This window comes from Streptomyces sp. NPDC043812, assembly GCF_056436245.1.
In genome coordinates this window covers 1-13,642 of record NZ_JBWKCY010000026.1, presented here as the reverse complement: position 1 = coordinate 13,642, position 13,642 = coordinate 1, and the positions used below count along the sequence as shown (strand labels likewise).

The following is a 13,642-nucleotide window of genomic DNA, read 5'->3' as shown; positions in this document are numbered from 1 at the left end:
AAACAGGAGCTGCGTATACACGCAGGAATGCTGCGTCGTAGGGCGTTTCCGCGACGGTTTGCGTCACGCACCCTCGGCGGGTTCCACCTGGGGCGCCGCGAGTGCCGCACCAGCCTCCGGGCTGCCGGTGAGCAGGTGGGACAGCACCATGTAGCTGATCGTCTTGCGGATGAACGGCTCCGCCCGGATGCGCTCCAGCACCTCCTCGAAGTGCTCCACGTCCCTGGCCCTGACGTGCAGCAGGGCGTCGGCGCCGCCGGTCACTGTCATCGCGGCCATGATCTCGGGGTAGTCGCGCACGACTTCGGCGAGGCGGCGGGGCGGGGCGGCGCTGTCGCAGTAGACCTCGACGTACGCCTCGGTGCGCCAGCCCAGGGCGGCGGGGCGCACGGTGGTGGTGAAGCCGGTGATGATGTCGTTCTCGCGCATCCGGTCCACGCGGCGTTTCACGGCGGTCGCCGAGAGACCGATGGCAGTGCCGATCTCGGTGAAACTCGTCCGTGCGTTCGCGACCAGTGCCGCGACGATCTTGCGGTCCAGCTCGTCGAACGGCGCGGATGTGTTTGTCATGTCAGTGATCCTCCGGACGGCGGCCCAGTAGCGCGCGGACCCTACCGGAAAATCGCCATGGCCTGCACTTCCAGCACGGCCTCGTCGGCATTCCAGTCCTGGACCTTACCGAGGCAGCGGGCGGAGAAGGTGCCCTCCGGCACCTCGTTGCGCAGCCCCTCGGTGGCGCAGGTGACCCGGACCCGCGGCCCTGCGGAGGCATGGTCGACATCGCCGTAGGGGGCGAGGAGGACCGTGATGTCGGGCGATTCCCCGATCTTGCGGAACCGGCCGCGGATGAGGACGAAGTCCTCGATGTCGCGCAGCCGTACGGTTCCCGGGGCGGCCGCGGCGGAACGCGGGGCGTTCGCCAGCGCCCGGGACAGCGCGGCATTGCGCCGTACCGTCTCGCCCATCAGGTCGACATGGACGATGACGTCGTTCTCCTCCAGCACATCCATGATCACGCCGATCACCGAGATGGGTTCGGCGACCTCCATGTACTTGCTGACGATCTCGCTGTTGTCCTTGCGGCCGGCGCCCGCGCTCACCCCGAAGACCTTGGCCCGCACCGTGCCGTCCTTGCTGTCACTGGTGCGCTGCTCGACCTCCTTGCGCAGCGCCGCCGCGTAGCCGCGCATCTGGTAGTGGTCCATGACCGACCGCTCGTGCAGATAGAAGCAGATGCTGTACGTCGGATTACGGCCGCCGGCATGCCTGCGCCGGGTCAGCCGGAGCACGGTCAGCACGATCAGCGCCACCGCCGCCACGACGGTCAGCAGCCACAGCAGCAGCCAGGGCCACCAGACGCCCCACCACGCCTCACTGAACACACCCACGGATCTCCTTGAATGCGCTGAGGAGGGACCGGTCGGTGGCGTCGACCATGCGGCCGCCCGTCGCCCGTGCCCCTCGGTCGAGTTCGGCGGTGTCCGCCTCGCCGTAGCGGATGGTGTACGTGCGCACCGCGCGGCTGTTCTCCGGCAGCCGGGCATGGCGGCGGACGAAGTCGTCGAGGCCGATCCCGGCGGTGTTCTCCCCGTCGGTCATCAGCACGATGGAGACGCCGCGTCCGGGCCTCTTGCGCAGCACCTCGGCGACGCCGCGGTAGGCGTGGTCGAGCGAGGTCCAGATCGCGGTGCTGTCGTCGAAGTCGTCGGCGGCGACGAGACTGCGCAGCCGGTCCAGGTCGGCGGGCCGTTCGTAGGTGACGCTCCGCTCCTCCAGGACGCGCCCGCCGAACCGCATCACGGTCAGCGTCTCCCCCTTGTAGAACCGGACGAACTTGCCCGACCGCGAGTCGTCGTCGCCAGTGAGCCCGTCGAAGGTGGCGCGCAGTCCCTCGATGCGGCCGCCGCGCATCGAGGTGGAGAAGTCGAGCAGAAAGATCACGTGGGCGGTGCGGTCGCGCCGGGGGTCCCCGTAGTCGGCGAGGAGCCGGTCGACGACCTTCTGGTCGTCGGGGAAGTACAGGGCGTTGCCGACCGGTTCGCGCAGGGGCGGGGTGCGGGCGACGGAAGGATCGATCGGACGGCGAAGGGTGCGCTCCATGATCTTCTTCTGGACCGGTTCACTGCGCAGCCAGTCCACCAGCCGGTCGTACGCCGGGCGCTCGGCCGGGTCGAGGAGCAGCAGCGGGTAGTCGGACAGCACCATGCCGTCCTCGGGGTAGACGATCTCCAGCGGTTCGTCGAGCCGGCCGCTGTTGTTGAGGGCGAGCAGCTCCGACTCGTAGGTGATCAGGGCGTTCAGTTCGCCCTGGCGCGCCACGAAGTCGTCGACGAGCGTGCCTGAGGCATCGCCCGTGAGGGCGTGTCCGGCGAAGAACCCGCGCAGCCGGTCGCAGGACACGTCGTCCGGCCGCAGGGCGGCGCCGGTCCCGGCGGCAGCGGTCGCCACACCGACGAGCGCGGCGAGACCGCTGTTGGTGTGCCGGGGGTCGGCCATGCCGAAACGCAGTGATCCGTCGGCCGCCGCGTCGGCTGCGTCGGCCCAGGAGATCCGCCCGGTCGGCGCGTTCCGGCGCATCCGTTCGGCGGTGCCGCGTTTCATTCCGATCACGACGGGTGATCGCATGATGTTGGTGGTCAGCGGCTTCTCCCTGCTGTCGCCGTTCGCCTTGGCCCTGAGCAGGTAGTAGCGGTCCGAGGAGAGCCAGGCGAGGTCGTGCCGTCGTGCGCCGGGGCCGGCCAGTTCGTTTCCGGCGTCCACCGTCCCCCTGTGGTCCATCTCCAGCGTGATGCCGGTCTCCCGGCGCAGATCGTCGAGCAGGGGGCCCATGTCGGCGAGTTCCGAGCTGGCCAGCACCCGCAGAGTGACCGGGTCCGGGCGTCCCGTGGAGCAGGCGGTGGCCGCCACGAGCCACAGGAACGCCAGGCACAGGGGCATCAGGCGGCCGCGGCCGCCGGGCGCACCCATCAGGGCCGTCCGGGCACGGCGCCGACGGCGGGGCAGTCCCCGACGACGGAGATCATCCGTTCCAGGTACCGCAGCCGGGGCATGGCAGTACGGGTGTCGTCACCGCGGATGGCGGGGACGGGGATGCCACGGTCCCGGAGGAAGCCGGTGAGCTGGTCGCCCGCGACCTGGCCCGTGGGGTCGAGGATGCGGAAACCGAGCTCCATGGCGCGGCGCCGCAGCTCGGGGTCGTGGGTGATCAGTTCCCCGAGCCGGTCGCCGTCCTCGTTGAGCGCGATGAACTGCGGCTGGGTGACGAACTGCCCGGACGGGTACAGCAGTACGCGCTGGGCGTCGGGCTCCTTTGCCTGTTCCCGGTGGCGCACCTGGTAGGCGAGGTACTGGTGCTCGTAGGCGACGACGACGGGGGCGATGTTCTTGCCCTCGGGCGAGAGGTAGGTGCGGAAGACGTCGGCGGCCGGCAGTCCCTGTTCCATGAGGTGCCTGATGCCGCGGGCGCGCTCGTCGGCCTCCGCGTCGTTGTCCGGCACCTCGTCCCCGTCGCCGCGCCAGGTGAAGGCGACCAGCGCCAGATACGTGCCGGCCGAGTTGGAGCCGCAGACGTCGGGGGTCTGGGCGACGATCCTGTTGGCGTTGGTGATCCCCTGGCGCTGGATCCCGATGTCGTTCCACCGGCGCTTCTCGTCGATGTAGCGCAGGAACTTCGGCATGTCCAGCACGTAGTAGTACGGCCGGTCCGCGTCCGGGCCGCGTTGCGGGGTCGCGATGCCTTCGGCGACGAGGGTGTCGGCGTACTGGCGGTAGGTGGGCAGCACGATAGGGCTGACGAAGGGGCGGTGCACCTTGGCGTATTCGTTCCGTGCCGCGCGCTCGCCGGTGATCAGGTCCCCTGCGGGCTGCCCGGAGGGGAAGACGAAGTCGTACGAGGACACGTCGCGCACGGCGACCTCGCGCGAACCGGAACTGGTGATGTGGACGCGGAGATGGTGCTTCAGCAGGATCCGTCGGACCTCCGGGTCCTCGAAGAAGTCCCGCTTGGACGCCATCTTCCCTTCGAGGGTGACGACCCGGGTTGCGGGCAGCAGGATGTTCCCCGAGACAGCGAGCGCCGCGGTGCCGGTCAGTACGAGCGCGAGCAGCGGCAGCACGGTCACCAGAAAGCTGCGCCGCGACCAGGCCGTACGCGACTCCCGCCGGATGCTCAGCCGCGGTTCCGCGGCGGCCCTTCTCTCCCCCGCTGCCACAGGCGCCCCCTACTCCCGCACCAGTCTCCCGCTCCCGGGCTGCTCACCGCGGGCGATCGGGACGACCCGCGGTGAACAATAGGATGCCCCGTGGTATCAACTCCCACCCACCACAAGCCAGTTGGAGGGAATCTCGATCCGGGATCCGGCAGTGGTGTACTCGGTGGTGGTCAACGGCAGTCCGCCGCTCGCCAGGACCGTGAGTCCCGCCGTACGGAACAGGTCCAGGACCTCGGCGTCGCTCACGGCGGCAGGCGCGATGCCGTGCCGGAGCACGGGCTGCAGCTTGGGCGGTGGGCCCGCCGGGCCCTGGGCGAGCCCCATCAGCTGACGCCCGGCCTCCTCCGCCGGCTCGACGACGAAGGCGCGGCCACGCTGCCCGACCAGGGCGGCGATGGAGTCGACGAGCGGCTGCCTGTCCTGCGCTTCGCTCTGGTGGAGCACTCCGCGCATGTACACGTTGCTGTCGCCCAGCTCGGCGTGCAGCTGGGAGACGTGCGTCGGGTCCGCGGCGTCCAGCTCCCTGAACCGCGCCTCGCCCGTCTTGTCCCGGCGCCGGGCGCGCGCGATGGCGGCGGGCGCGAGATCGACGCCCAGGACGGAGGTGAAGCGGTCGGCGAGGAAGAGTGTCTGGGTGCCGTTGCCGCAGCCCAGGTCGACCAGCGTCAGGGCGGGATCGACGATGTGCGGCTCGAACCGCGCAAGATGGATGACGGCGGTGAGCACCGGTTCCGCGTCCCAGAACACCTCCCCCGGTTCGTCGGAGGTCTCGCTCCAGAAGGACTCCCACGCGTTCCGGTACCGGCTCGTCACGCTCATGAACGCATCAGCTCCCCAAGGTGTGACATGGCGTCAAGATCGGTTTAGCGCGCCCGCGTTACCGCCACAAGGACCCGGCACATACCTTCACTCCGCGTTCGACACCCGTCCGCGTCACTCCTCGGAAAGCCGTACGGTCGCCAGGATCTTCCGCACGGTCGCCTCCGGGACCTCTTCCCCGACGCCCTTCGCCCCGAGGATGGTCCAGGAGAGGATGTCGCCCTTCGGGCTCTTGAACGCGAAAACGGTGGCACTCCCGTCGGTGTCGCACTTGCCCTTCCGCTCGACGCCCGAGGACTCGGCGGTCGCCAGGCTGCCCTTGATGCCCGACGCGGTGGTGAACTCCTCCGACGCGCCGGCCCGCACCTTCGCCTTGTCCGGCTGCGTGTAGAGGCCGTAGACCCACAGCGAAGCGTTGTCCCTGGCGGCCTCCTCGGGACTGCGCGCGGTGCGCTCCGTGCGGGAGCCTGCCTCCGCGAGAGGGATGTCCTCCTTGCTGCCGTCCCTGTCCTCGTCGGACTGGCACCACTTCTCCTTGAGCACCGCGGGGCCGGCGAAGCCGATGAGGGGCTTGTCCTCGGGGTCGCTGTCCTCGGAGACGTAGGTCGCCCAGTCCGCCGACTTGAGGGCCCACTCGGGCGGTACGTCGAAGACGATGCCGGTCCTCGGGTTCAGCACGGCCTTCCAACCGGCCACGGTGGGCTGCGGCCCGTTGCCCCGGCGCGGGTTGTCGGTGGCCGTCGAGCCGCTCGCGGAGACGGTCGGCACGGGCGGCTCCGCCTTGTCGTCGCCGTCGCCGCCCAGGACGAGGTACCCGGTGACCGCGGCGGCCACCACCACGGCGGCGGCCGCGACAACCGCGGCGACCGTGGCGCTGCCGCGTCCACCGCCCCGTGCGGTGGGCACGCCGGCGGGCTCGGTGGGCGCATTCCACGGCTGCCCCGACTGCCCGTACGGGCCGGGCTGCTGGTGCGGGGGGTTCTGCTGGTACGGATTGCCGTCCGGTTGCTGCTGTCCTGGCCACATGGCCGACAACCCTAGAACGCCGCCTCCCGGGCCGTTACGGCAGGGACACTTCGCACCACACCGTCTTGCCCCGGGCCGTACGGCTGGTGCCCCACTCGCGCGCGAGGCTGCTCACCACCCTCAGCCCTCGCCCCCGCTCGTCGTCCGGGCGCGTGTCGCGCATCGTCGGCAGCATGTGATCGTCGTCGGCCAGCTCGCACAGCAGCGATTCGGCCCGCACGAGGCGCAGTTCGGCGCGCCGCCCGTCGGCATGCTGCACCGCGTTGGCGACGAGCTCGCCGACGAGCTGTCCCACGGTGTCCGTGAGCGCGGTCAGCCCCCAGGCCGCGAGCTGCCCGCTCGCGAGCCAGCGGGCCCTGGCCGCCTCACGCGGCTCCAGGGACAGTTCCCAGGCGGCAACGGCCTCGGGCTCGATGCCGTTGAGGCGGGCCATCAGCAGGGCGACGTCGTCCTTGCGGCCGCCTCGCGTGTTGAGCGCGCGGATGATGGTGTCGCAGGCGGCATCCATGGACGCCGCGGGGTGGGCCGCGGACTCGCAGAGAGTGGCCAGGCCCACGCCGATGTCCTCGCCGCGCACCTCGACCAGTCCGTCGGTGCACATCACTAGCCGGTCGCCGGGCGCCACCTTCACCCGGACACTGGTGAACGGCACCCCGCCGACACCGATCGGTGCTCCGGTCGGCAGCTCAAGGAGATCGCTGCGGCCGTCCTCGGCGCGGACGACGACGGGTGGTACATGGCCGGCGTTGGCCAGTTCCAGTTCGCCCCGGATCGGGTCGTAGACCGCGTAGAGGCAGGTGGCGAGGTAGTGCTCGCCAAGGCGCTGGGCGAGATCGTCGAGATTGCGCAGCAGCTGGGCGGGCGGCAGGTCGAGCGCGGCCATCGTCTGCACGGCCGTGCGCAACTGGCCCATCATCGCTGCGGAGTTGAGGCCGTGGCCCATCACGTCCCCGACGACGAGGGCGGTGCGCGAGCCGGGCAGTTTGACGGTGTCGAACCAGTCGCCGCCGACGCGTCCGAGCAGGGTGCCCGGAAGGTAGCGGGTGGCGGTGTCGCAGCCCGCCATGCGGGGAGTGACCTGGGGGAGCATCGAGTCCTGGAGGGTCTCGGCGACGTTCTCCTGGTACGTGTACATCCGCGCGTTGTCGAGCACGAGACCGGCGCGCGCGGCCAGTTCGGCGCCGGTGACCTTGTCCATGTCGTTGAACAGGGCGCGCCCTGGGTGACGCAGCAGGATCATGAAGCCGAGCACGACGTTGCGCGCCTTCAGCGGGACGACGAGCATCGAACGTCCGCTGATCAGCGGACGGATGTCCCGCTTCTCGAACTGCGAGGCGATGGCGGTGCCCATCTGCTCGCTGATCCGGGGCACGAGGACGGGCTCGCCCGTGGTCATGCACCGGAAGAACGGGGTGTGCGCGGGGAACGGCATGGACTCGCCGACCGGTACGACATCGTCCCACCGGCCCGGCTCGTCGACGTGTTCCACGGCGACGCGGTGCCACATCGTCGTCTCGTCCGGCGGCCCGTCGGGGAAGCCCTCGCCCGCGATGACCTGTTCGCGCAGATAGGTGCCCGCGACATCGGTGAAGCGCGGCACGACTGCGGCGCTGACCTCCTGGATCGTGCGGGCCAGGTCGAGCGAGGAGCCGATGCGGCCGCTGACCTCGTTGAGGAACTCCAGCCGCTCGCGGACCGCGGCGTATTCGAGGTCCTCCTCCGGTTCCTCCCCCACGACGGGGTGCCCCGCCGCCGCGGTCTCCTGTGCGGCACGGCGCCGCGCGAGCCGCCCGGCGCGCTGGGGCACACCCCAGTCCGGGGTGACGGGCACCCGGTCGTGGTGGCTGAACTCCAGTACGGGATAGCCGAGATCGAGGATCTGGGAGACGATCCGGGTCGACTCCTGCACACTCATGCTGGGCAGGATCTCGGGGAGCCTGCGGGCGAGTTCGTCGAAGCCGGGGAAGTCGGTGTGCAGGGCGAAGCCGGGGGCGATGCGCTCGACGCTCTCGTCCTCGCCGGCGAACCGGCTCGCGTCCGCGGCCAGGACCAGGAGGCGCTCCCTGCCGGGGCCGACCATCGGGTACGCCCACCACAGCACGTCGATCCGGTCACTGCCGGGGTCCGAGAGCCGCGCGCGACCCGCGGCCGGATAGTCGGGGAGGGCGCCGGTTCGGGCGTCGCGGCCGGGCCCGCCGTATCCGTCGACGAAGTCGTCCCCGGCGTCGGTGGCGAGTGCGCCGAATACGGGCAGCAGCTCGACCGCGGGCCTGCCGACGGCGGCCTCGCGCGCGGGGCCGAAGAGACGACGTGCGCCGGTGGACCAGTGCGACACGAGACCGTGGCCGTCCACGACGACCACAGCAAGCGGAATCCGGCCGGCCGCGACGTACTGCTGCGGCGGTGTCGGCGGAACACCACTGTCCATGGGTGGAGCGCTCCTTCCCCGCCGCCCGGAACTGCGGCCCTGTCACCACGGTAAGGCGCTGCGGCGCCCGGCCGCCGGTCAACTGCCGAACAGGTGGTGCGCCCGCGCGGAATTGACGTGCGGTCACCTCGGCGACGGTACCGCCCGGTTGCCCTGACGCGCCGGGCGCGCCACGGGGCGCACGCAGGTCAGTCGGCGTGTCCGAGCTGGAGGTCGCGCTCGGTGCGCCCGCCGCCCGCCACCTGGAGCACGGTGGCGACCGGCGGGTAACCGGCAGCGATGACGGTGTACTCGCCCGACGACAGATCCACGAAGCGGAACGTTCCGTCCGGCCCTGTGGTCAGCGTGTCGACGACATTGCCCGCCGCATCGAGCAGCGTGACACGGGCGTCGTCGACGGGCCGCCCGTCACCCGCGCGCACGGTGCCGCGCAGCACCGCGCCGCCGGCCAGTTCGATGTCCTGCCGGGTCTCGCGCGAGGGCTGCACGCTGACGGGGTGCGCGGCCGGCCGGAAGGCGGGGGCGCTGGCGGCCAGGGTGTACTCCCCCGCCACCAGGTCCGTCATCACATAGCCGCCCTCCCGTCCGCTGCGGGTGGTGGCGACGACGTCGCCGCGGACGTCGGTGAGGGTGACCGCCGCGTCGCGTACCGGGGAGCCGTCGGCGGTGGCGACGATTCCGGCGAGCCGGCCCGCTCCGCCGAGTACGACGTCGAGTTCGACGGGCCGTTCGCCGACGGTGACGGTGACGGCCTGCGGCTGGTGTCCGCCTGCGGCCGCGATCAGTACATAGGAGCCGGAGCCCGGCACGCTCAGTGCGTACCGCCCGTCCTCGCCGCTCCCGCCGCGCCCGATCTGCTTCCCCTGGACGTCGATGAGGGTGAGCGCGGCGCGCGGCACGCTGGTGCCGTCGTGGTGCTGGACGGTGCCGCACACGGGTACACCCGCGCCGTTGGCGGCGGGCGCCGCGGTCCGGGTGCCGGCGGCGGCGGTGCGGGCGTGCGGAACGGCGGTGGTCTCGGCGGCGGGGGCGTTGTGGGACACCAGCGGTTTCTCCTTGAGGAAGAAGGCGATGAACAGGCCGAGGACGAGCACCGGCACGAGGTAGAGGAAGATCCGGGGCATGGCGTCCACGTACGCCTGGATGTAGCCGTCCCGCAGCTCGGGCGGCATCGCGTGCACCAGCTGCGGCGTGATGGACGCGGGGTCGGGCAGACCGGCGCCTGCCGGGAGCCGTTCGGCGAGCGCGTCGGTGAGCCGGTCGGCGAACAGGGTGCCGAAGACGGCGGCGCCGACGCTGCCGCCGATCTGGCGGAAGTAGTTGTTGGCGCTGGTGGCGGTGCCGAGGTCGGCGGGCGGCACGGCGTTCTGCACGGCGAGGATGAGCACGGGCATCACGAGTCCGATGCCGACGCCGAGCACGGCCTGCCAGATGCTGTACTCGAGGCGCGGCGTGTCGGCGTCGAGCCGGGAGAGCAACCACATTCCGACGGCGGAGACGGCACCGCCGAGAACGGGGTAGATCCTGTAGCGGCCGGTGCGGCTGATGAGCTGGCCGGAGACGATGGACGCGATGACGATGCCGCCCATCATGGGCAGCATCAGCAGGCCGGACTCGGTGGCGCTGGCCCCGGCGACCATCTGGAGGAAGGTGGGCAGGTAGCTGGCGGCGCCGAACAGGGCGACGCCGACGACGGCCCCCACGAGCGAGGTGATGTTGAAGACCGGGTCGCGGAACAGGCGGAGCGGGATGAGCGGTTCGGGCGCGAAGTGCTCGACGACGAGGAAGAGCACGGTACTTGCGAGCGCTCCGGCGCCCAGCGAGAGGATGACACGCGAGTCCCAGGCGTGCTCGGTGCCGCCCCAACTGGTCAGCAGGACGAGGCAGGTGGAGGCGGCGGCGAGGAACAGGGTGCCGAGGACATCGAGCCGCCCGCGGGCCGCGGGCCTGGGGAGTTCGAGTACGAGCGTGATCACGAGCAGGGTGACCAGCCCGAACGGGACGTTGAAGTAGAAGCACCAGCGCCACGAGAGGTGGTCGGTGAAGAATCCGCCCAGCAGCGGGCCGGCGACGGACGCGAGTCCGAACGCGGCGCCGATGAGGCCCATGAAGCGGCCGCGTTCCCGCGGCGGGACGATGTCGGCGATGATCGCCTGCACACCGATCATGAGGCCGCCCGCACCGATGCCCTGGACGGCCCGGAAGGCGATCAGTTCGTTCATGCTCCGCGACCAGCCTGCCAGCGCCGATCCGACGACGAAGACGACGATGGCGAACTGGAACACGCCCTTGCGGCCGAAGAGATCGCCGAGCTTTCCGTAGACGGGAAGTCCGATGGTGGCCGTGAGCAGATACGCGGTGATCGCCCACGGCATGCGGTCCAGGCCCTGCAGTTCGCCCACGATCTTCGGGAGCGCGGTGGCGACGATCATCTGCTCCAGCGCGGCGAGCAGCAGCGCGAGCATCAGGCCCATGAAGACGAGCCGTACGCGCCGGGGGCTCAGGGGCGCGGACGCGGCGGGGTCCGGGGGCGGCGGGTCCGCCGGGCCGGCGGCTGCCGGTGCGGCCTGCTCGTCCTTCACCAGAGTGATGCCGCCCACGTCCTAGCTCCCCTCGTCACGCTGCGCGGCGTCATTCTTCGCATTGCACATGAAGGGGGAGCAAGTCGGGCACGCGTCGCGTCGCGGCCCCAACGGGGCGCGCCGGGGGCGCACTTGGGGCGCCCATCAGGGGCTTTCCCGCGGTGTGGCGGTACGCGGGGCGCGCGACCACACTGCGGGAAATCCACTCGAACCGGTGAGGTGCGGGTGCCCTACTTCTCGACGTGCGCGGCGAGCTTGTCGAGCACGCTGTCGTAGATGCGACCGAGTCCCTTGGGGGCGAAGGTCTTCTCGAAGAATCCGCCGATGCCGCCCGCGCCGTTCCACACGGTGGTGACGACAGCCTTGGACTTCCCCTCACCGGCCGGGGTCACGCGCCAGGTGGTGACCATGGAGGAGTTGCGGTCCTTCTCGACCAGTTCGCCGTCGGTGGGCTCGGTGACCTCCAGCAGACAGTCGCGGATGCGCTTGCTGGTGGCCTGGAGCTTCCAGTGGACGAGGGTGCCCTCGCCGTCGCCGCCCTCACGGACCTCGTACTCACTGAAGTGCTCGGGCAGGAGCTTCGCGCGCGTGCCCTCGTAGTCGGCCAGGGCGTCGAACACCGTCTCCGCGTCCGCCGAGATGATCCGTTCCGTGGTGGCCTCGACCTGCGCCATGTCCTGTTCCTCCAGCAATCGCATCCATCGGGACGCCGCCAGCCAACCACCTCCGCCGGATCCCCCCAAATCCGGGTTGCTTCGATCATGGGAACAGGTGTTCTATTCTGGGGTCAGTGCGAACGAGGAGGCTCCCCATGCGCTGGGAAAATCTGGCCGACAGCCCCGCCACGGCCGCGGAAGCCGCCCTGTTCGGGACCTCGGCGGTCACCACCCGGACCTTCGACACCCCCGAATTCCGGGGCATCACCTTCCATGAGGTGCGTGCGCGTTCGATCCTCAACCGCGTTCCCGGCGCCTCACGGATGCCGTTCGAATGGACGGTGAACCCCTACCGGGGCTGCACGCACGCCTGCGTGTACTGCTTCGCCCGCAAGACCCACAGCTATCTCGACCTCGACACCGGTCTCGGCTTCGACTCGCAGATCGTGGTGAAGGTCAACGCCCCCGAACTGCTGCGCCGCCAGCTGGCCTCGCGCCAGTGGCAGGGCGCACATGTCGCCATGGGCACCAATGTCGACTGCTACCAGCGTGCCGAGGGCCGCTACCGCCTGATGCCCGGCATCATCGCGGCCCTGCGCGACCATGCGAACCCGTTCTCGATCCTGACCAAGGGCACGCTGATCCTGCGCGATCTCGATCTGCTGCAACAGGCCGCCGAGGTCACCGAGGTCGGCATCTCCGTGTCGGTCGGCTTCACCGACCCGCAGCTGTGGCGCACCGTCGAACCCGGCACCCCCTCTCCCGAGCGCCGGCTCGGCGTCGTGCGCGCCCTCACGGACGCGGGGATCGGCTGCGGTGTCCTGATGGCGCCGGTCATCCCGTTCCTCGGCGACCATCCGGACCAGCTGCGGGCGACTGTGCGCGCCATCGCCGCATCCGGGGCGACCTCGGTCACCCCGCTCGTGCTGCACCTGCGGCCCGGCGCCCGCGAGTGGTTCATGGCCTGGTTGCGCGAACACCATCCGTACCTGGTCGCGCGGTACGAGCGCCTGTACGCGGAGGGCGCCTACGCACCCAAGTGGTACCAGCGCCGGATCACTCGCCATGTGCACGAGCTGGCGGCCGAGTTCGGCATCGGGCCCTCCTCCCGGCCGGGCGGCCACCGGCGCCTGCCGGTGCGGCCCGAGCCCGAGGCGCTGCGCGCCGCGGACGAGCCGACCCAGCTGACACTGCTCTGACCACCGCCCACCCGTACCCACGGGCGGGGCAACGGATTTTCGGTGGCGTCTGCGGGGATCACCGGGCAGTGTGCGGAGCAGCAGGACGAGGGAGGGCGCTGACCGATGACCGTGAAGGTGCGGGACATGACCGTCGACGACTGCGAGGCGGTCGCCGCGATCCGGGTGGGCGGCTGGCGTTACGCGTACGCCGGGCTGATGCCCCAGTCGTACCTGGACGCGATGAGCGTCGAGGAGGACGCAGTACGGCGCCGGCGGTATCTGGCCGAAGGCACCGAGGTGGCCAACGTGGTCGCGGAGCGGGACGGAGACGTGATCGGCTGGGGCTGCTACGGACCGGCACGCGACGACGACGCGCCGCCCGGGGCCTGCGAGCTCTACGCCATCTATGTCCTTCCCGAACGCATCTCGTCCGGCGTCGGCCACGCGCTGATGGCGGAGCTGACCGGGCGGGCACGTGCGAGCGGATTCGCCCTGATGTGGCTGTGGGTGCTGAAGGAGAACGCGCGCGCCCGCCGCTTCTACGAGCGCGCCGGATTTCTGCCGGACGGGGCCGAGGAGCCGTTCGAGGTCGACGGGGTCGCGGTCCCCGAAGTGCGGTACGCACGGCGGCTGGCGGGCTAGGCCCAATACCGGTGATTTAGGTCTTTTTCTGGTGTTTGCTGGTTGTTTTGGTGGGCGGGATCAGTGTGATTGCCGTGGTGGGTGGTTGGGGTGGGTT

Annotated in this window: 11 protein-coding genes; 2 read left to right on the top strand and 9 right to left on the bottom strand. The window is 70.8% G+C overall.

Annotated features, from left to right (window positions below):
* Positions 1 to 63: 63 nt before the first annotated feature.
* From AC067Z_RS30405 to AC067Z_RS30365, 9 genes are all read right to left on the bottom strand, one after another.
* Positions 64 to 570, bottom strand: a complete 507-nt coding sequence (locus AC067Z_RS30405) for an Lrp/AsnC family transcriptional regulator (protein WP_478792858.1) — start codon at positions 568 to 570, stop codon at positions 64 to 66.
* A 41-nt stretch (positions 571 to 611) separates the two neighbouring features.
* Complete coding sequence (locus tag AC067Z_RS30400; protein ID WP_478792857.1) at positions 612 to 1,388, bottom strand: hypothetical protein; 777 nt, start codon at positions 1,386 to 1,388, stop codon at positions 612 to 614.
* Complete coding sequence (locus tag AC067Z_RS30395) at positions 1,372 to 2,967, bottom strand: vWA domain-containing protein (RefSeq protein WP_478792856.1); 1,596 nt, start codon at positions 2,965 to 2,967, stop codon at positions 1,372 to 1,374. Before AC067Z_RS30395 ends, AC067Z_RS30400 begins: the two co-directional genes overlap by 17 nt.
* Positions 2,967 to 4,211: a hypothetical protein gene (locus AC067Z_RS30390; protein WP_478792855.1), complete on the bottom strand. Its 1,245-nt coding sequence runs from the start codon at positions 4,209 to 4,211 to the stop codon at positions 2,967 to 2,969. The genes AC067Z_RS30395 and AC067Z_RS30390 overlap by 1 nt, the downstream gene beginning before the upstream one ends.
* A gap of 96 nt (positions 4,212 to 4,307) precedes the next feature.
* Positions 4,308 to 5,030: a class I SAM-dependent methyltransferase gene (locus AC067Z_RS30385; RefSeq protein WP_478792854.1), complete on the bottom strand. Its 723-nt coding sequence runs from the start codon at positions 5,028 to 5,030 to the stop codon at positions 4,308 to 4,310.
* Positions 5,031 to 5,144: 114 nt separating this feature from the next.
* Positions 5,145 to 6,056: a DUF8017 domain-containing protein gene (locus tag AC067Z_RS30380; RefSeq protein ID WP_478792853.1), complete on the bottom strand. Its 912-nt coding sequence runs from the start codon at positions 6,054 to 6,056 to the stop codon at positions 5,145 to 5,147.
* Between the two features lie 34 nt (positions 6,057 to 6,090).
* Positions 6,091 to 8,484, bottom strand: coding sequence for an ATP-binding SpoIIE family protein phosphatase (locus AC067Z_RS30375; RefSeq protein ID WP_478792852.1), 2,394 nt, complete (start codon positions 8,482 to 8,484; stop codon positions 6,091 to 6,093).
* Between the two features lie 188 nt (positions 8,485 to 8,672).
* Positions 8,673 to 11,084: an MFS transporter gene (locus AC067Z_RS30370; protein WP_478792851.1), complete on the bottom strand. Its 2,412-nt coding sequence runs from the start codon at positions 11,082 to 11,084 to the stop codon at positions 8,673 to 8,675.
* Between the two features lie 212 nt (positions 11,085 to 11,296).
* A complete protein-coding gene (locus AC067Z_RS30365; protein WP_478792850.1) occupies positions 11,297 to 11,740 on the bottom strand; it encodes an SRPBCC family protein in 444 nt (147 codons plus the stop codon).
* A gap of 137 nt (positions 11,741 to 11,877) precedes the next feature.
* Here AC067Z_RS30365 and AC067Z_RS30360 point away from each other — a divergent pair, with 137 nt between their 5' ends.
* Complete coding sequence (locus AC067Z_RS30360) at positions 11,878 to 12,921, top strand: Rv2578c family radical SAM protein (RefSeq protein WP_478792849.1); 1,044 nt, start codon at positions 11,878 to 11,880, stop codon at positions 12,919 to 12,921.
* 105 nt (positions 12,922 to 13,026) lie between these two features.
* Positions 13,027 to 13,545: an N-acetyltransferase family protein gene (locus AC067Z_RS30355; RefSeq protein ID WP_478792848.1), complete on the top strand. Its 519-nt coding sequence runs from the start codon at positions 13,027 to 13,029 to the stop codon at positions 13,543 to 13,545.
* Positions 13,546 to 13,642 lie beyond the last annotated feature (97 nt).